Source organism: Pseudomonas sp. F007, from assembly GCF_057814275.1.
The window spans coordinates 406,017-425,239 of the sequence record NZ_JBVATA010000008.1; the positions used below are offsets into that span (position 1 = coordinate 406,017).

At 60.2% G+C, this 19,223-nt stretch carries 14 protein-coding genes; 4 read left to right on the forward strand and 10 right to left on the reverse strand.

Going from position 1 to position 19,223, the window contains the following annotated elements; genetic code table 11:
• Positions 1 to 67: 67 nt before the first annotated feature.
• Positions 68 to 688 carry a TetR/AcrR family transcriptional regulator gene (locus ACZYR5_RS22020; RefSeq protein ID WP_489091538.1) on the forward strand — a complete coding sequence of 207 codons (621 nt, stop codon included), beginning with the start codon at positions 68 to 70 and terminating at the stop codon, positions 686 to 688.
• Positions 689 to 753: 65 nt separating this feature from the next.
• On the opposite strand, the gene ACZYR5_RS22025 is transcribed toward ACZYR5_RS22020, so the two are convergent.
• From ACZYR5_RS22025 to hydA, 4 genes are all read right to left on the reverse strand, one after another.
• Positions 754 to 1,764, reverse strand: coding sequence for an RHS repeat-associated core domain-containing protein (locus tag ACZYR5_RS22025; protein WP_489091539.1), 1,011 nt, complete (start codon positions 1,762 to 1,764; stop codon positions 754 to 756).
• 231 nt (positions 1,765 to 1,995) lie between these two features.
• Entirely contained in the window at positions 1,996 to 3,270 is a 1,275-nt protein-coding gene (gene preA / locus ACZYR5_RS22030) for an NAD-dependent dihydropyrimidine dehydrogenase subunit PreA (protein WP_489091540.1), read from the reverse strand.
• Positions 3,270 to 4,637: an NAD(P)-dependent oxidoreductase gene (locus ACZYR5_RS22035; protein ID WP_489091541.1), complete on the reverse strand. Its 1,368-nt coding sequence runs from the start codon at positions 4,635 to 4,637 to the stop codon at positions 3,270 to 3,272. Before ACZYR5_RS22035 ends, preA begins: the two co-directional genes overlap by 1 nt.
• A 122-nt stretch (positions 4,638 to 4,759) precedes the next feature.
• Positions 4,760 to 6,199 (reverse strand): dihydropyrimidinase, encoded by a 1,440-nt coding sequence (gene hydA, locus ACZYR5_RS22040; RefSeq protein ID WP_489091542.1) that lies wholly within the window; start codon positions 6,197 to 6,199, stop codon positions 4,760 to 4,762.
• A 618-nt stretch (positions 6,200 to 6,817) separates the two neighbouring features.
• On the opposite strand from hydA, the gene ACZYR5_RS22045 reads away from it, so the two are divergent.
• The 3 genes from ACZYR5_RS22045 to ACZYR5_RS22055 all read left to right on the forward strand — a co-directional run bounded on the left by ACZYR5_RS22045 (position 6,818) and on the right by ACZYR5_RS22055 (position 10,897).
• Positions 6,818 to 8,302 (forward strand): NCS1 family nucleobase:cation symporter-1, encoded by a 1,485-nt coding sequence (locus ACZYR5_RS22045; protein ID WP_489091543.1) that lies wholly within the window; start codon positions 6,818 to 6,820, stop codon positions 8,300 to 8,302.
• Positions 8,303 to 8,407: 105 nt separating this feature from the next.
• Positions 8,408 to 9,682, forward strand: a complete 1,275-nt coding sequence (locus ACZYR5_RS22050) for a Zn-dependent hydrolase (RefSeq protein ID WP_489091544.1) — start codon at positions 8,408 to 8,410, stop codon at positions 9,680 to 9,682.
• A gap of 102 nt (positions 9,683 to 9,784) precedes the next feature.
• Positions 9,785 to 10,897: an RHS repeat-associated core domain-containing protein gene (locus ACZYR5_RS22055; protein WP_489091545.1), complete on the forward strand. Its 1,113-nt coding sequence runs from the start codon at positions 9,785 to 9,787 to the stop codon at positions 10,895 to 10,897.
• 56 nt (positions 10,898 to 10,953) lie between these two features.
• Here the strand turns inward: ACZYR5_RS22055 and fabI are convergent, their stop codons facing one another.
• From fabI to ACZYR5_RS22085, 6 genes are read right to left on the reverse strand one after another with little or no spacing between them, the layout of a single operon-like run.
• Positions 10,954 to 11,748 (reverse strand): enoyl-ACP reductase FabI, encoded by a 795-nt coding sequence (gene fabI, locus ACZYR5_RS22060; RefSeq protein WP_007956947.1) that lies wholly within the window; start codon positions 11,746 to 11,748, stop codon positions 10,954 to 10,956.
• A 19-nt stretch (positions 11,749 to 11,767) separates the two neighbouring features.
• A complete protein-coding gene (locus ACZYR5_RS22065) occupies positions 11,768 to 13,378 on the reverse strand; it encodes an ABC transporter ATP-binding protein (protein WP_489091546.1) in 1,611 nt (536 codons plus the stop codon).
• 1 nt (position 13,379) lies between these two features.
• Positions 13,380 to 14,399, reverse strand: a complete 1,020-nt coding sequence (locus ACZYR5_RS22070; RefSeq protein WP_027616500.1) for an ABC transporter permease — start codon at positions 14,397 to 14,399, stop codon at positions 13,380 to 13,382.
• A 1-nt stretch (position 14,400) separates the two neighbouring features.
• Positions 14,401 to 15,474: a microcin C ABC transporter permease YejB gene (locus tag ACZYR5_RS22075; RefSeq protein WP_489091547.1), complete on the reverse strand. Its 1,074-nt coding sequence runs from the start codon at positions 15,472 to 15,474 to the stop codon at positions 14,401 to 14,403.
• Position 15,475: 1 nt separating this feature from the next.
• A complete protein-coding gene (locus ACZYR5_RS22080; protein ID WP_489091548.1) occupies positions 15,476 to 17,317 on the reverse strand; it encodes an extracellular solute-binding protein in 1,842 nt (613 codons plus the stop codon).
• Entirely contained in the window at positions 17,314 to 19,146 is a 1,833-nt protein-coding gene (locus ACZYR5_RS22085; protein WP_489091549.1) for an extracellular solute-binding protein, read from the reverse strand. The genes ACZYR5_RS22080 and ACZYR5_RS22085 overlap by 4 nt, the downstream gene beginning before the upstream one ends.
• Positions 19,147 to 19,223: the final 77 nt, after the last annotated feature.

Genomic DNA, 19,223 nt, shown 5'->3' on the forward strand with positions numbered 1-19,223 from the left:
TGCACGACGTTTCGTTTCACGGGATGCCAATGCTAGTCTTGGAACATGCCGTTCTCAGGGAGCCCCCATGGGCAATCACAAGATCGAGATCCGTCGCAGCAACGTCGAAAAAATCCTCCTGGCGGCCGAAAAAGTTTTTGCCGAGAAGGGTTTCGGCAGCACGGCCATGGCCGACATCGCCCGCGAAGTGCAACTGCCGCGCTCCAACCTGCATTACTACTTCAGCACCAAGACCGAACTCTACAGCGCGGTGCTGTTCGACCTGCTGGAAGTGTGGAAACAGGACGCGCTGTGCTTCGAGATGTTCGATGATCCACGGGTGGTGTTGAGCAGCTACATCCGCGCAAAAATGCAGCACTCACGCAGCCGGCCCTACGGCTCGAAAGTCTGGGCCAACGAAATCATCCACGGCGCCCCGACCCTCGGTGAAGCGCTGGACGCCAGTCTCTACGACTGGGCGAAAATGAAAGAAGCGAAAATTCGCCAGTGGGTCGACGACAAACGCATTCTGCCGGTGGAACCCTCGAGCCTGCTGTACATGATCTGGGCCTCGACCCAGCATTACGCTGACTTTGACCATCAGGTGAATATTCTCAACGACCACCAACCGCTTTCGGATATGCAGTTCGAGAAAGCGGTGCAGACGGTGACCAGTGTGATATTGCGGGGGATTGGGTTGGAGCCTTAGTCCGGGCTTCAAAGTCATGTCTAGTGTGTGATAGAAATTTGGCCGCACTTTTCTAACTGGTTTTTTCAAGGACGGGTCGTTTCTTCAATGCTGCGGATCGCATCGCGCTTTATTTGAAGCTCTGTGTAACCTATCTTGGATACTATTGCTTCAAGTGTTTTTGCTGGTTCTCCTGCGGTTGTCTGTTGTATTAAATAGTCTCTTGCTGTTAAGAGCTTTTCCTCAAGTTCTTGGTTTTTCTGGAACAGGGTGCCCGGATGTTCAGCAAGGTAGCTGTCGTATCTGCGTGCATCCTCTTTTAGTTTTCTTTTGATGTCCCTGGGTTTACTGGTATTCGAATTATTTTGAATATTAATATTGGATGCGGTGGGTTTTTTCTGGGGAGGCAGTGTTGAAGTTGAAGTTGAAGTTGAAGCCTGCTGGAGATTGGTTCGTTTGGCTGTTTGCAAACGGGAAGGCCCTGCAACTGGACTGTTGGGGCGGGCAATGATAGATGAACTGCGTTGTATTTTTCTTAGCGGTGATTTCACAATCACCGTTTGGCGTAGGAGGTTATCAATTCTGAAACCTACGTTTCCAGTAGGGTCGTTGAAATTTATCGGATCTCCCCCACAATATGCATACGGATTAATGCCCCCTTCACCAAAAGGACTCAATTCATCCGGACTATTAAATCGCATCAATACCGGATTAAACGCCCGCGTTCCTTGCCCCAACAAATAATGCCCGGTCACCCGTTCCGGGCACTCGCCATTGAACCCCAATAAACGACTCAATCCACTTTCCGCCGGCGCATGTCCGTAACTGGTGTAGCTGATCTGTTGCAAGAGCGTTTCGCTCACGGCCAGCAGCGGTGAGTGAGCGTGGTCGGTGGCCAGCAACCGGGTTTCGGCGGCAGCGGTTTGCTGGGCCAGCGGTTGGGCGCCATGGCGCAGGATCGAGCGCTGCGCCTGGTCGTCCAGTTCGGTGACCAGATGCGCCTGCTGGTAAAAGCGCTGGGACGCTCCCGCTCGTACCAGACGGTCCAGCGGGTCGTAGAAATAGCGGCACAGAACCTCGACGGACGAGCGTGACATGACCGGGGTTCTCTTCGGTAGTTGGCGGGTGTTTAAGCTTCGAAGATAGGTCGGGGGTTGTCCACTAACAGAACTGATAGGGGATAACGGTAATGTGGACAGGCTGGTCATGCGCGGCGCGCTGAAGTTATTCGCGAGCAGGCTCGCTCCTACAGGGGATTTGGGTCGGGCACAGAGACCACTGTAGGAGCGAGCCTGCTCGCGATGGCGACCTCTCAGGCACCACCGCACTCAAGCACTGACGTGATACGGATTCCGCGGATCATGGTTCCAGTCGAGGAACGGCTTGCCATTGTCCTTGGGCACCATCTCGATGCAGTCCTGTACCGGGCAGGTGATCTGGCACAGGTTGCAGCCCACGCATTCGTCGTCGATCACCTGGTACTTGTGGGTGCCGTCGGCTTGTTTGAGGCTGGCCACGGCCTGGTGCGAGGTGTCTTCGCAGGCGATGTGGCAGCGGCCGCAGCCGATGCATGCCTGCTGGTCGATTTTCGCGATCACCTGGTAGTTGATGTCCAGGTACTTCCAGTCGGTGGTGTTGCCCACGGCGCGCCCGGAGAAGTCGGCGATGCTGCGGTAGCCCTGGCTGTCCATCCAGCGTGACAGACCGTCCTTCATGTCCTCGACAATGCGAAAACCATGGAGCATCGCCGCCGTGCACACCTGCACCGCACCGCTGCCCAGGGCGATGAATTCGGCGGCGTCGCGCCAGCTGCCGATGCCGCCGATGCCGCAGATGGGCAGGCCCTGGGTCTGTGGATCGCGGGCGATCTCCGCGACCATATTCAGTGCGATCGGCTTGACCGCCGAGCCGCAGTAACCGCCGTGGGTGCTCTGGGTGCCGACAGTGGGCAGGGCAACCATATGCTCGAGGTCGACACTGGTGATCGAGTTGATGGTGTTGATCAGCGACACCGCATCGGCGCCGCCACGGTGAGCCGCGCGGGCGGCGACGCGAATGTCGGTGATGTTGGGCGTGAGCTTGACGATCACCGGCAGCGAGCTATAGGTCTTGCACCAGCGGGTGACTTGCTCGACGTATTCCGGCACCTGGCCGACCGCCGCACCCATGCCGCGCTCCGGCATGCCATGGGGGCAACCGAAATTCAGCTCGATGCCGTCGGCGCCCGTGGCCTCCACCAGCGGCAGGATGTTTTTCCACGATTCTTCGACACAGGGCACCATCAGCGACACGATCAGCGCGCGGTCCGGCCAGTCCTTCTTGACCTGGGTAATTTCCCGCAGGTTGATTTCCAGCGAGCGATCGGTGATCAGCTCGATGTTGTTGATGCCCATGACCTCGCGGTTGGCGCCAAAATGCGCCGAGTAACGTGACGAGACGTTGACCGCTGCCGGGTCTTCCCCAAGGGTTTTCCAGACCACGCCACCCCAGCCGGCCTCGTACGCGCGGACCACGTTGTAGGCTTTATCGGTAGGTGGCGCCGAGGCCAGCCAGAACGGATTGGGGGCTTTGATGCCGGCGAAGACAATCGAGAGATCGGCCATTACGCAGCCTCCACATTGAGCATGAGTTGGGCATGGATCGCTTGTGCGGCCAGCTTGCCGTGTTGCACCGCCTGCACGGTGAGGTCCTGATCAAGGCTGGTACAGTCGCCGCCGGCGTAGACCCCGGGAATGCTGGTGCGCATCTGCTCGTCAACCTGAATCCGCCCGTTGCTGCGCTGCAGTTGAGCGGCCAGGGGATCGCTCAGCGCCTGGTCATCGAAAGCCTGGCCGATGGCTTTGAAGATCGCGTCGGCGGCCAGTTCGAAGGTCTCGCCGGTGATGACCAGGCGACCGCTGTCCATGCGCGTGCGGGCGAAGCGCATGCCGCACACCTGGCCGTTGCTATCGAGCAGCACTTCCTCGGGCTGGGCCCAGGTCAGCAGCCGCACATGATTGGCCTTGGCGATGTCCTGTTCATGGCCGGTGGCGCCCATGTCCTCGACGCCACGGCGGTACACCAGGTTGACGTCGCGGGCGCCGAGCCGGGCCATTTGCACCGCCATGTCGATGGCGGTGTTGCCGGCGCCGAGGACGATGCAGTGCTCGGCCAGCGGCAGTTGGCTGAGGTCGTCGGCCTGGCGAAGTTCACGGATGAACTCGGTGGCGGCCAACAACCCCGGAGCATCTTCATGGGGCAGGCCCAATTGTTTGCTGGCCGCCAGGCCAAGGCCGAGGAACACCGCGTCGAACTGTTGATGCAATTCGCTCAGGCTCAGGTTGTTTCCCAGTTGCTGGCCGTGGCGGATTTCGATGCCACCGATCTGCAGCAGGAAGTCCACTTCGTGCTGGGCAAAGTCATCCACCAGCTTGTACTTGGCGATCCCGTATTCGTTGAGACCGCCGGCTTTTTCCCAGGCTTCGAAAATCACCACGTCGTGGCCGTGCATGGCGCAGCGGTGGGCGCAGGACAAGCCGGCGGGCCCGGCACCGACCACGGCAATGCGTTTGCCGGTGGCTGTCGCGCGCTGGAAGGGGTGTTCGCTGAACTGTGCGTTGTCGATGGCATAGCGTTGCAGCAGGCCGATCAGCACCGGCGCGCATTCTGCGGCGTTGTTGCGCACGCAGGCTTGCTGGCAGAGGATTTCGGTGGGACAGACCCGAGCACAGCTGCCGCCGAGGATGTTCGCCGAAAGGATTTTCTGCGCGGCGCCCTGGACGTTGTCCTGATGGATGTTGCGGATGAACGAGGGGATGTCGATCTCGCTCGGGCAGGCATTGACGCAGGGGGCGTCGTAGCAGTACAGGCAGCGTGAAGCTTCGACCTCGGCCTGGCGTGGGGTCAGGGGCGGCGCCAGGTCGGTGAAGTGGCCGGCGAGGGTGGCCGCATCCTCGAGGGGATGGGGCAAGTGGTTGAGGGTCGGGATCACGGTGGTGGCCTCACGGTTATTTGAGGTGCTGCCTCTTTTGGGCAGGTATTTTTGTTGTCTGGGCGGACGCTTTCGCTGGCAAGCCAGCTCCTACAAGGTCTGCATCGCCGCGAATGACAGCCTTAGCGTTTCACGGCAACCGGCCTGTTCAACTCCGCCCGTTTGCTGAGTAAATCAAACACCGCCGGATACGCCGGCCGTTCGATGTAGCGCCCGGCACCGCGCTCGGCCCGCAGGTCGCCGTCGGCCCAGACCAGCTTGCCCTGGCTGATGGTGTGGCTGGGCACGCCGCGCACGGTCTTGCCTTCGAAGATGTTGAAGTCGACCTGCTGGTGATGGGTCTTGGCCGAGATGGTGCGAGTGCCCTCTGGGTCCCACAGCACCAGGTCGGCATCGGCGCCGACGCGAATCGCGCCCTTGCGCGGATAAAGATTGAAGATCTTCGCGGTGTTGGTTGAAGTCAGTGCAACGAACTGCTGCATCGACAGTCGCCCGCTGTTGACCCCTTCATCCCAGAGCACTGCCATGCGGTCTTCGATACCGGCGGTGCCGTTGGGGATCTTGCTGAAGTCGTCGCGGCCGGCGGCTTTCTGCTCGGCGCAGAAACAGCAGTGGTCGGTGGCGGTGGTGTGCAGGTTGCCGGCCTGCAGGCCATGCCAGAGCGCCTCCTGATGGCCGCGCGGGCGGAACGGCGGGCTCATCACGTAACCGGCAGCGGTGTTCCAATCGGGGTGCTGGTAGACGCTGTCGTCCAGCAGCAGATGCCCGGCGAGGACTTCGCCATAGACCGGCTGGCCCTTGCTTCGGGCATAGGTGATTTCGTCCAGCGCCTCCTTGGTCGACACGTGCACCAGGTACAGCGGTGTGCCCAGGGTCTCGGCGATGCGGATCGCCCGGCTGGCGGCTTCGCCTTCGACCTGTGAGGGGCGCGACAGTGGATGGGCCTCGGGACCGGTCATGCCCTGGGCCATCAGCTTGCGTTGCAGGTGGAACACCAGCTCGCCGTTTTCCGCATGCACCGTGGGCACGGCACCGAGTTCCAGGCAGCGCTCGAAGCTGGCGACCAGGGTGTCGTCGGCCGCCATGATTGCGTTCTTGTACGCCATGAAATGCTTGAAGCTGTTGACCCCGTGCAGGCTCACCAGCTCGCCCATCTCCTCGCGGACCTGCTCGCTCCACCAGGTCACCGCGACATGAAAGCCGTAGTCGGAGGCGGACTTCTCTGCCCAGCCGCGCCATTGGTGAAAGGCTTCCAGCAAGGACTGCTGCGGATTGGGAATCACGAAATCGATGATCGAGGTGGTGCCACCGGCCAAGCCGGCCGCAGTGCCGCTAAAGAAGTCTTCACTGGCCACGGTGCCCATGAAGGGCAGTTGCATGTGGGTGTGGGGATCGATGCCGCCGGGCATCAGGTATTGGCCGCTGCCGTCGAGCACTTCACAGTCTGCGGGAACATCAAGGTTGTCACCGATGGCGGCAATCACTCCACCGTTGCACAGGACATCGGCGCGATAACTTTCATCATGGGTAATAACGGTGGCGCCACGGATCAACAGAGACATTCCGAGTTCCTCGCAGGCAAGACCGGCTTATGCCGGTTCTAAGTGTTTTTATGGCGATCAGGGCGGGCCAGTTATATTCCTGTCAGCGCTGTCAGGATTAAACGCTAGTCGCTGTTTCAAGATTGGGCAAGAATATTTTTTATAAGCTTATATCTGTATTAACTCTATGAAATTAAACGATTAAATCTCTAAATCAGCAAAATGGTGCAAGCCCTCACCATTTTGACGCACTTGACAGGAACGAAATATGGTCAAGATTTCCCATGTGCAATCAGCTATTTGCGGTGGGTCCGTGGCAAACGGAAAAAACCCGATAGTTATGAATGCACCAGTTTGGATCCTGGCAGTTCCGATAACTTCGTCGACAGTGAACATGAGTGCTCGGTCAAGTATTCGCGGTGGAGCCAAACCGATATATAAAGATCATTGATTTCAGTTGTTTACATGGATTTTACCGAGCCGTTGCAAGGGTCGACGGAGCCTGCGGCACAGTTATTGATTGCCGCCGCTGGCACCTTGGCCGGTCGGTAAATGTTGTCAGTTCTCCGGCCATCGTCAGGCCCGCGGATCGCCGCTGGCCAGCCCGATGAGCACAATAACCAGAACAGTGGAGCGGCCATGCAACAGAACAGATCGCACGTCACCGAGCGCGACGGACTCTACGAACTCGAGGCCGCCAGCGACGTCCTCGACAGCCCCCGATACAACCACGACATTGCCCCGACCAAGGTTCACGAACGCACCTGGAACAAATGGCACATCACTGCGCTGTGGGTCGGCATGTCGATCTGCGTACCGACTTACACCCTCGGTGGCGTGCTCACGGCCTACTTCGGCCTGAGTGTCGGCGAAGCGCTGATGGCGATTCTGCTGGCCAACGTCATCGTGCTGATCCCGCTCACGCTCAATGCCTTTGCCGGCACCAAGTACGGCATTCCGTTTCCGGTGCTGCTGCGCTCGTCCTTCGGGGTGATCGGCTCCAACGTACCCTGTCTGATTCGCGCCTTGGTGGCGTGCGGCTGGTTTGGCATCCAGACCATGTTCGGCGGGTTGGCGATCCATCTGTTTCTCGGTTCGCTGTCGGCCGACTGGAAGGCCCTGGGCGGCACCGGGGAGGTGATCGGCTTCATGCTGTTCTGGGCGCTGAACCTGTGGGTGGTGCTGCGTGGCGCCGAGTCGATCAAATGGCTGGAAACCCTGTCGGCGCCACTGCTGGTGCTGGTGGGCCTGGGCCTGCTGGTGTGGGCGATGCCCAATGTGTCGCTGACCGAACTCATGGCCCAGCCGCCAAAACGGCCGGAGGGCGCCAGCCTGTGGGGTTACTTCTTTGCCGGCCTGACCGCCATGGTCGGGTTCTGGGCCACGCTGTCGCTGAACATTCCGGACTTCAGCCGCTATGCGAAAAGCCAGAAGGACCAGATTGTCGGGCAGATCATGGGCCTGCCGTTGACCATGTTCCTGTTTGCCTCCCTCGGCGTGGTGATGACCGCCGCCTCGGAAAAACTGGTGGGGGTGACGGTGTCGGATCCGGTGTCGCTGATCGGCCATATCCAGAGCCCGGTCTGGGTGGCGTTGGCCATGGCGCTGATCATTATCGCCACTTTGTCGACCAACACCGCGGCCAACATCGTCTCGCCCACCAATGACTTCCAGAACCTCGCACCGAAGCTGATCAACCGCACCAAGGCAGTGATGCTCACCGGCCTGGTGGGCTTGGCGCTGATGGGCCATGAACTGCTGAAAAAGCTCGGCTGGATCGTCTCCGAGATCAGCCTCGAGTCGGTTTACTCCAACTGGTTACTGGGCTACTCGAGCCTGCTCGGCCCCATTGCCGGGATCATGGTGGTGGACTATTTCCTGATCCGCAAACAGCAGCTTGATCTCGCCGGCCTGTACCGCGACGACGTCTATCCGGCGTGGAACTGGTACGGCTTCATTGCCTTCGCGGTGCCGGTGGCGTTGACCCTGCTGTCGCTGGGCAGTGATGTGTTCAATTGGTTCTACAGCTACGGCTGGTTCACCGGTTCTGCGTTGGGCGGCCTGATTTATTACGGGCTGTGCTCGATGCGCTCCAGTCAATCAGTAGCGAAATCGGCGGTGTGATGGATGCCCTCAACCTGTAGGAGCGAGCTTGCTCGCGAAGAGGGCCGCACATTCCCCCGAGATCCACCTGAACAAACCCATAAGAACAACCCCGAGGAGATCACCATGAACGCGGCCGTCGACGTTCTGCAGTCCAGCCACCAGCACATCAACCGCGACCGCTTGTGGCAGTCACTCATGGACCTGGCCAGGCTCGGCGCCACGGTCAAGGGTGGGGTCTGTCGCCTGGCGCTGACCGACCTCGACCGCCAGGCCCGAGACATTTTCGTCGGCTGGTGCGAGGAGGCCGGCTGCACGGTCAGCGTGGATGCCGTCGGCAATATCTTTGCCCGCCGCCCCGGACGCAACCCTGACCTGCCACCGGTCATGACCGGCAGCCACATCGACACCCAGCCCACCGGCGGCAAGTTCGACGGCTGTTTCGGCGTGCTGGCCGGGGTCGAAGTACTGCGCACCCTGAATGACCTCGGCGTGCAGACCGAGGCACCGCTGGAGGTGGTGGTCTGGACCAACGAAGAAGGCTCGCGCTTCGCCCCGTGCATGATGGGCTCCGGGGTGTTCGCCGAGAAATTTACCCTGGAAGAAACCCTGGCCAAAGTCGACGCTGAAGGTGTGACGGTGGGGGAGGCACTCAACGCCATTGGCTATGCCGGCCCACGCCAAGTCAGCGGGCACAAGGTTGGTGCTTACTTTGAAGCACATATTGAGCAAGGACCCATTCTTGAGGATGAACAAAAAACTATTGGTGTGGTGATGGGCGCGCTCGGACAGAAGTGGTTCGACCTCAAGTTGCGTGGTGTCGAAGCCCATGCCGGACCCACCCCGATGCACCTGCGCAAGGATGCCCTGGTGGGGGCGGCGGTGATCGTCGGTGCAGTCAATCGCGCGGCGTTGGGGCACCAACCCCATGCCTGTGGCACGGTCGGTTGCCTGCAGGCTTATCCCGGCTCACGCAACGTGATCCCGGGCGAAGTGCGCATGACCCTGGACTTTCGTCATCTGCAACCGGAGCGCCTGGACTCGATGATCGCCGAGGTGCGCCAGGTGATCGAAACCACCTGCGAGGAACACGGCTTGAATTACGAACTGACGCCCACCGCCGATTTCCCACCGTTGTACTTCCACCAGGACTGTGTCGAGGCGGTTCGCGGGGCGGCGCAAGGCTTGGGTTTGTCGCACATGGACATCGTCAGCGGCGCGGGGCATGACGCGATCTTCCTCGCGGAACTGGGCCCGGCGGGGATGATTTTTGTGCCTTGTGAAGGAGGGATCAGCCACAACGAAATCGAGAATGCCGCACCGGATGACCTGGCGGCGGGCTGTGCAGTGTTGTTGCGGGCGATGTTGGCGGCGTCGGCGACGGTGGCCAAGGCTGGGTGAAAACTGTTCCCTCTATCGGGGACTATCAGCTCTGATAGTTCCCTGTTCTGCGGAGTGCATCGATACTCAAACACTCGGATCAGTACAGCACGGAGCGTTTCGATGCCTTCTCTACAGCCGGTGTGGCTCACTCATTACCGTTACGATGCCCTCGATCGTTTGATCAATGACGAACATCCGGATACGCCGGCACGTCAGCGCTTCTACTGCCAGAAGCGCCTGGTTACCGAAATCCAGGGAGCATTGGGTCAGTCGATTGTCCAGCATGGCGACCTGTTGTTAGCGCAACAACGACGCCAGGGCCAGTCTGCGGACACTGCGCTTTTGGCCACGGATCAACAACGTTCGGTCTTGCAAACCCTCGACAGAGACCAACCGCCGCAACCCATCGCCTATTCACCCTATGGTCACCATCGAGGCGAAAGCGGTTTGAGCGGCCTGCTGGGTTTCAATGGCGAACGACCGGACCCGGTGACCGGGCATTATTTGTTGGGTCAGGGTTATCGGGCCTATAACCCGGTGCTGATGAGATTCAATTGCCCGGACAGTTGGAGTCCGTTTGGTCGGGGGGGATTGAATGCGTATGGATATTGTGTGGGGAATCCGGTGAATCGGGTGGATCCGACTGGGCATGTGATTGCTAATACTGGGCAGGTGAATTCTTATAGAGTTCCAAAACTTGCTCGAGTGATTGGAATTACGCCTGTTACAGCGCCAGTTCATAAGAGCTCAGGAGACGTATTTGGTGAAATCGCTACAACCTATCAGCATATAGGGTGGGCGTCGGGCAAGACGAGTGAGTTAAAAAATTTCGGTCAATCATTTGCTGCCAAGATGTTGAAGGCTAGATTGAAGGTTGAGGTTGACGAGGGTGTCGCCAAATTCAATCATGCTTTAAATAGCGAAGGAGGTGAAGGGTTGGAATTACACAAGGTCTACATTAACGTGGAACATGTGTCATCGCTAAAGGGTTTTCAGGGGACTAAGCCTTTACGCTATAAATCCGATCTCAAATCTTCCGGTCGTCCGTCGCTTGAAATACCATCGGAGCTTTCTGATGAGTTATTGTTTTCACAGCAATTCATCGAGCGCGAATATTATAGAAATCCGCCGCTTAAAGGGCATGTGAAGAGGACGATCGATATGTATGCTCGGGTCAATGAATTGGTGCGAAAAGAGACACCGGTTAGTCAGAGTAGAAAAGATTCGATATAGTTAAGTGTAAGCATAAAACCCGCCAAAAGGCGGGTTTTATATCAGCTAACCGAAAATCACTCTTCGATGTTACCCATAGCAGTAGTATTGAAACCACCGTCTACATACATGATTTCACCGCTGATGCCCGACGCGAGGTCGGAGCACAGGAAGGCGCCGGCGTTGCCGACTTCTTCGATGGTGACGTTGCGACGCAGCGGGGTTTGCGCTTCGTTGGCGGCCAGCATTTTGCGGAAGTTCTTGATGCCCGAAGCCGCCAGGGTGCGGATCGGGCCAGCCGATACGCAGTTCACACGGGTGCCGTCCGGGCCCAGGGAGCCGGCCAGGTAACGCACGCCCGCTTCCAGGGAAGCCTTGGCCATGCCCATGACGTTGTAGTTCGGCATGGTGCGCTCGGCGCCCAGGTACGACAGGGTCAGCAGGCTGCCGTTGCGGCCTTTCATCATTTCGCGACCGGCCTTGGCCAGGGCCACGAAGCTGTAGGCGCTGATGTCGTGGGCAATGCGGAAACCGTCACGGGTGGTGGCTTCGGTGAAGTCGCCGTCCAGTTGGTCGCCCGGGGCGAAGCCGACGGAGTGCACGATGCAGTCCAGGCCGTCCCATTTCTTGCTCAGTTCTTCGAAGACCTTGGCAATTTCTTCGTCGCTGGCCACGTCGCACGGGAAGCACAGCTCAGGGCTCGAACCCCAGCCTTGTGCGAACTCTTCGACACGACCCTTGAGTTTGTCGTTCTGATAAGTGAAGGCAAGCTCAGCGCCCTCGCGATGCATGGCGGCAGCGATGCCGGATGCGATGGACAGCTTGCTGGCGACACCGACGATCAGTACGCGCTTACCGGCGAGAAAACCCATGTGTTGCTCCTCTTTCAGGTTATTCGGCTGATGCTGGGGCCAGGAAGGCGGCCTCCAGCAACTGCTGGGTATAGGGATGTTGCGGTGCGGCAAAGATAGCTTGCGCGGCACCTTGTTCGACCACTTGGCCATGCTTGACCACCATCAACTGGTGGCTCAGCGCTTTCACCACAGCCAGGTCATGGCTGATGAACAGATACGTCAGGTTGTACTTGCTTTGCAGTCTGCGCAGCAGTTCAACCACTTGGCGTTGCACGGTGCGGTCGAGGGCCGAGGTCGGCTCGTCCAGCAAAATCAACGCCGGTTTTAGCACTAATGCCCGGGCAATGGCGATTCTTTGCCGTTGCCCGCCGGAAAATTCGTGAGGGTAGCGGTGCCGGGTGTCCGGATCCAGGCCTACTTCCTCGAGCGCGGCAATAATAGCCTGCTCTTGCTCGGCTTCCGTGCCGATCTTGTGAATGCGCAGGCCTTCGCCGACGATCTGGCTCACGCACATGCGTGGGCTCAGGCTGCCGAAGGGGTCCTGGAACACCACCTGCATCTCCCGCCGCAGCGGCCTGACCTGTTGTTGCGTCAGGCTGTCCAGCGGTTTGCCTTCAAAACGGATCGCGCCCTTGCTGGCAATCAAACGCAAAATCGCCAGGCCCAGCGTCGACTTGCCCGAACCACTCTCGCCGACAATGCCCAGGGTCTGGCCCTGGGGCAGGCTGAAGTTGATCCCGTCCACCGCTTTCACGTAATCGACGGTAGTGCGCATAAAGCCTTTCTTGATCGGGAACCAGACTTTCAGGTCCTCGACTTGCAGCAGCGGCGGGCCGATTTCATTGCTGGCCGGCTGTCCGCTGGGCTCCGCTGCCAGCAGTTCGCGGGTGTACGGATGCTGTGGTGCGCGAAACAATTCCTCACACGATGCCTGTTCGACGATGCAACCGCGCTGCATGACACATACCCGATGCGCAATTCTTTGCACCAGGTTCAAATCGTGGCTGATCAGCAGCAGGGCCATGCCCAGGCGCGCCTGCAAATCCTTGAGCAAGTCGAGGATTTTCAGCTGCACGGTGACGTCCAGCGCGGTGGTCGGCTCGTCGGCGATCAGCAGTTCCGGCTCGTTGGCCAGGGCCATGGCAATCATCACCCGCTGCCGTTGGCCGCCGGACAATTCGTGGGGCAGGGCCTTGAGGCGCTTGTGTGGCTCAGGGATGCCCACCAGTTCCAGCAGCTCCAGGGTGCGTTTGGTCGCAACCTTGCCGGTCAGGCCCTTGTGGATCCCCAGCACCTCGTTGATCTGCTTCTCGATCGAGTGCAGCGGGTTCAGCGAGGTCATCGGCTCCTGGAAGATCATCGCAATGCGGTTGCCACGAATGTGGCGGATGGTTTTCTCTTTCAGGCTCAGCAGGTCATGCCCGGAGTAGTTGATGCTGCCACTGGGGTGGCTGGCCATAGGGTAGGGCAGCAGGCGCAGGATCGAGTGCGCGGTGACCGACTTGCCCGAACCGCTTTCGCCGACCAGGGCCAGGGTTTCCCCGCGCTTGATGTCGAAACTGACACCCTCGACCACGCGATGCCGGCGGTCGCCGATGCCGAACTCGACGCTGAGGTCGCGTACTTCGATCAGATTGTCCTGACTCATTTCACTTCCTCGGGTCGAAGGCATCGCGGGCGGACTCGCCGATAAACACCAGCAGGCTCAACATCACCGCCAGCACCGCAAAGGCGCTGATGCCCAGCCACGGCGCCTGCAGGTTGGACTTGCCCTGGGACACCAGTTCGCCCAGGGACGCGCTGCCCGCCGGCAAACCGAAACCGAGGAAGTCCAGCGCGGTCAGGGTGCCGATGGCGCCGGTGAGGATGAACGGCATGAAGGTCATGGTCGAGACCATGGCGTTGGGCAGGATATGGCGGAACATGATCGCGCCGTTCTGCATGCCCAGCGCCCGCGCAGCACGTACGTACTCCAGGTTACGGCCGCGCAAAAACTCCGCACGGACCACATCCACCAGGCTCATCCAGGAGAACAGCAGCATGATCCCCAGCAGCCACCAGAAGTTGGGCTGCACGAAACTGGCAAGAATGATCAGCAGGTACAGCACCGGCAAACCCGACCAGATTTCCAGGAAGCGCTGCCCGGCCAGGTCGACCCAGCCGCCGTAGAAACCCTGCAGCGCGCCGGCGATCACCCCGATGATCGAGCTGAGGACAGTCAGCGTCAGGGCAAACAGCACCGACACCCGGAAGCCGTAGATCACCCGGGCCAGCACGTCACGGCCCTGGTCGTCGGTGCCCAGCAGGTTGTCCGCCGAGGGCGGGGCGGGGGCCGGGACTTTCAGGTCGTAGTTGATGCTCTGGTAGCTGAACGGGATCGGCGCCCACAGGGTCCAGGCGTCCTTGGCCTTGAGTAGCTCGCGGATGTACGGGCTCTTGTAGTTGGCCTCCAGCGGGAATTCGCCGCCGAAGGTGGTCTCTGGATAACGCTTGAGCGCCGGGAAGTACCATTCGCCGTCGTAGTGGACGGCCAGCGGCTTGTCGTTGGCGATCAGCTCGGCGCCGAGGCTCAGGCCAAACAGCACGAGAAAAATCCACAGCGACCACCAGCCGCGCTTGTTGGCTTTGAACAGCTCGAAACGGCGTCGATTGAGAGGGGAAAGGTTCATCTCAATGCTCCCGGGTTTCGAAGTCGATGCGTGGGTCGACCAGGGTGTAGGTCAGGTCTCCGATCAGTTTTACCACCAGCCCCAGCAACGTGAAGATGAACAGCGTGCCGAAGACCACCGGGTAATCGCGGTTGATCGCCGCCTCGAAGCTCATCAGGCCAAGGCCGTCGAGGGAGAAGATCACTTCCACCAGCAGCGAGCCGGTGAAAAAAATCCCGATGAAGGCCGAGGGGAAACCGGCGATCACCAATAGCATGGCGTTGCGGAACACATGGCCGTAGAGCACCCGGTGGCGGGTCAGGCCCTTGGCCTTGGCGGTGACCACGTACTGCTTGTTGATCTCGTCAAGGAAGCTGTTCTTGGTCAGCAGGGTCATGGTCGCAAAGTTGCCGATCACCAGGGCGGTCACCGGCAGCGCCAGGTGGCAGAAGTAGTCGAGGATCTTGCCGCCCAGGCTCAGTTCATCGAAGTTGTTCGAGGTCAGGCCGCGCAAGGGGAACCAGTCAAGGTAGCTGCCGCCGGCGAACACCACGATCAGCAGGATGGCGAACAGGAACGCCGGGATCGCGTAGCCGACGATGATCGCCGAACTGGTCCAGACGTCAAAATGGCTGCCGTGTCGCGTGGCCTTGGCGATCCCCAGGGGGATCGACACCAGGTACATGATCAGGGTGCTCCACAAGCCGAGGGAGATCGACACCGGCATCTTCTCCTTGATCAGGTCGATGACCTTGGCATCGCGGAAGAAGCTGTCGCCGAAATCCAGGCGCGCGTAGTTCTTGATCATGATCCACAGACGTTCCGGCGCCGACTTGTCGAAGCCGTACATTTGCTCGATTTCCTTGATCAGCGCCGGGTCCAGGCCCTGGGCGCCGCGATAGCTGGAGCCGGCCACCGAGACTTCGGCACCGCCCCCGGCAATCCGGCTGGTGGCGCCTTCAAAGCCTTCGAGCTTGGCGATCATCTGTTCCACCGGGCCACCGGGCGCGGCCTGGATGATCACGAAGTTGATCAGCAGGATGCCGAACAGGGTGGGAATGATCAGCAGCAGTCGCCGTAATATGTAGGCCAGCATCTTATTGCTCCCCGGCCGCAGGTTCGGCTTGCTCTTGTTTCAGCACCTCGATCGCCGGTTTGGCGTCGGGCTTGATCCACCAGGTGTTGATGCCGATGTCGAAGGTCGGCGAAACCTTGGGGTGGCCAATGTGATTCCAGTAGGCCACGCGCCAGGTCTTGATGTGCCAGTTGGGGATCACGTAGTAGCCCCATTGCAGCACTCGGTCGAGCGCACGGGCGTGGGCCACCAGACTGCTGCGCGAGTCGGCATTGATCAGTCCCTCCACCAACTGGTCGATGGCCGGATCCTTGAGGCCGATGTAATTGCGGCTACCCGGCTTGTCGGCGCTTTCCGATTTCCAGAACTCGCGCTGTTCGTTGCCCGGCGAACTGGACTGCGGGAAACCGCCGACCACCATGTCGAAGTCCCGGGAGCGCACACGATTGATGTACTGCGAGACGTCGACCCGGCGAATCTCCAGGTCAATCCCGAGGTCGCTGAGGTTGCGTTTGAACGGCAGCAGCACCCGCTCGAACTCGGTCTGTGCCAGCAGGAACTCGATCTTCACCGGTTTGCCGCTGGCGTCGACCATCTTGTCGTCGACGATGCGCCAACCGGCTTCCTGCAGCAGTTGATAGGCTTGACGCTGCTGGGCGCGGATCATGCCGCTGGCATCACTCAACGGGTTGGCGAAGGCCTCAGTGAACACTTGTTCGGGAATCTTGCCGCGCAGGGGTTCGAGGATCTTCAACTGCGCTTCATCCGGCAGCCCGGTGGCGGCCATTTCCGAGTTTTCGAAGTAACTCCGGGTGCGGGTGTAGGCACCGTTGAACAGCTGTTTGTTGGTCCACTCGAAGTCCAGCAGCAGACTCAGGGCCTGACGCACTCGCACGTCCTGGAACAGCGGCCTGCGCAGGTTGAAGACAAAGCCCTGCATGCCGGTGGAGTTGCCGTTGACGATCTGTTCCTTGATCAGTCGACCTTCACTGACCGCCGGAATGTTGTAGGCATTGGCCCAGTTTTTCGCGGAAATTTCCAGCCAGTAATCGAACTGGCCAGCCTTGAGGGCTTCCAGGGCGACGGTGTTGTCGCGGAAATAGTCGGTGCTCATCACATCGAAGTTGTAGAAGCCGCGATTGATCGGCAGGTCCTTGCCCCAGTAGTCCTTGACCCGCTCGTAGCGGATCGAACGCCCGGCCTTGACCTCGCTGACCTTGTACGGCCCGCTGCCCAACGGCGCTTCGAGGTTGCCCTTGGTGAAGTCGCGGTTTTCCCACCAGTGCTTGGGCAGCACGGGCAATTGGCCGATGATCAGCGGCAACTCGCGATTGTTGTTGTGCTTGAAGGTGAACAGCACCCGCAGCGGGTCTTCGGCGACCACCTGGTCGACATCGCCGTAATAGCCGCGATACAGCGGAGCGCCACTTTTCATCAGGGTCTGGAAGCTGAACACCACGTCTTCGGCACGCACTGGATGGCCGTCATGGAAGCGCGCCTCAGGGCGCAGGTAGTAGCGCACCCAGCTGTTGTCCGGGGCTTTCTCGATCTTGCTGGCAATCAGCCCGTATTCGGTGAAAGGTTCGTCCAGGCTTTGCCGCGCCAGGGTGTCGTAGATCAGGTCGGTGTCGTTGGCCGGTACGCCCTTGCTGATGAAGGGGTTGAGGCTGTCGAAGCTGCCGAAGCCGGCCTGGCGGAAGGTCCCGCCTTTGGGCGCATCCGGGTTGACATAGTCGAAGTGTTTGAAATTCGCCGGGTACTTGGGCGGTTCGTCGTACAGGGTCAAGGCATGTTGCGGCGCCGCTTGGGCGATACAGGCCACACCCGCGAGGAGCAGGCCGAGGAGGGTACGCACAGGCATCATTGAGCTTTCTCCGAAGTCTTCAGCCACCACGCATTCAGGCCCAGGGTGTAGGGCGGCGTGGTCACGAAGGCGAACCGGTTACGGTACGCCAGGCGGTGATAATTGATGTACCAGTTGGGAATAATGTAGTGCTGCCATAGCAGCACGCGGTCCAGCGCCTTGCCGGCGGCCACTTGTTCGTCGCGGGACTGGGCCGCGAGTAACTGTTCCAGCAGGTGGTCGACCACCGGGTTGGCGACGCCGGCGTAGTTCTTGCTGCCCTTGACCGCGACCTGGCTCGAGTGGAAGTACTGCCACTGCTCAAGCCCGGGGCTGAGGGTCTGGTCGAGGGTCATGAGAATCATGTCAAAGTCGAACTGGTCCAGGCGCTGCTTGTACTGGGCGCGGTCGACCGTGCGCAGGCGCGCGTCGATGCCGATGCTGGCGAGGTTTTCCGCGTAGGGCTGGAGAATCCGTTCCAGGTTCGGGTTGACCAGCAGGATCTCCAGGCGCAACGGCTGGCCGGCGGCGTTCTGCAGGCGCTGGCCGTTGAGCTTCCAGCCGGCTTCGGCGAGCAATCCGAGGGCCTGGCGCAAGGTCTCGCGAGGAATCCCACGGCCTTCGGTGCGCGGCAGGCTGAAGGGCTCGGTGAACAGCTTGGCGGGCAACTGCTCGCGGTAGGGCGAGAGCATCAGCCATTCGTGACCCACCGGCAGGCCGCTGGCAGAGAATTCGCTGTTGGGGTAATAACTCACGGCCCGCTGGTAGGCGCCGCTGAACAAGGTGCGGTTGGTCCACTCAAAGTCGAACATCAGGCCCAGGGCCTGGCGCACCTTGGCATCGGCGAACGTGCTGCGCCGGGTGTTCATGAACAGGCCCTGGGTCTGGGTCGGGATCTGGTGCTGGATCTGCGCCTTGATCACCTCGCCACGGCGCACGGCGGGGAAGTTGTAGCCATTGGCCCAGTTCTTCGCCTGGTGTTCGATGTAGATGTCGAATTCGTTGGCCTTGAACGCTTCGAAGGCGACGTCGCTGTCACGGTAGAACTCGACCTCGACCTTGTCGTAATTGTATTTGCCGCGATTGACCGGCAGATCCTTGCCCCAGTAATCCTTGACCCGTTCGAACTGCAGTTGCCGACCCGGCTGGACCTGGGTGATGCGGTATGGCCCGCTGCCCAGCGGCGGCTCGAAGGTGGTCGCCTTGAAGTCGCGGCCTTTCCAGTAGTGCTGCGGCAGCACCGGCAGCTCGCCCAGGCGCAGAATCAGCAGTGGGTTGCCGGCGCGCTTGAAGACGAAGCGGATGCGCAACGGGTTGAGGATGTCGACCCGCTGCACTTCCTGCAGGCTGGTGCGGTAGCGCGGGTGGCCTTCCTTGAGCAGCAAGCGGTAGGAAAAGGCCACGTCGTAGGCGGTGATGGCTTTGCCGTCGTGGAATCGTGCCTCGGGGCGCAGGTTGAACACCACCCAGCTGCGATCCTCGCTGTATTCCACGGATTGCGCGATCAGCCCGTAGCTGGATGCCGGCTCATCACCGGAGGGCGCGTACTGCCCGGTGCCGACCATCAGCGGCTCATTCAGCTCGTTGATGCCGTACTGCAGGAAATTCGGCGTGGCAACCGGGCTGGTGCCCTTGAAGGTGTAGGGGTTGAGGGTGTCGAAAGTGCCAAACGCCATCAACCGCAAGGTGCCGCCCTTGGGCGCTTGCGGATTCACCCAGTCGAAGTGGGTAAAGCGGGCTGGGTACTTGAGTGTGCCGAACTGCGCGTAACCGTGGCTTTCGCTGATGGTTGCGCTTGCGGGAAAGCTCAAGGCCAGGCTGATCAGCAGGAGGGGAAAGACAGGCTTCAAGTCAGGGTTTCGATCCAGGCGGCTTGGGCTACATGGTTCGTACAGTAACAGCTTGTCTTGACAGGAAAAAGCCGGGG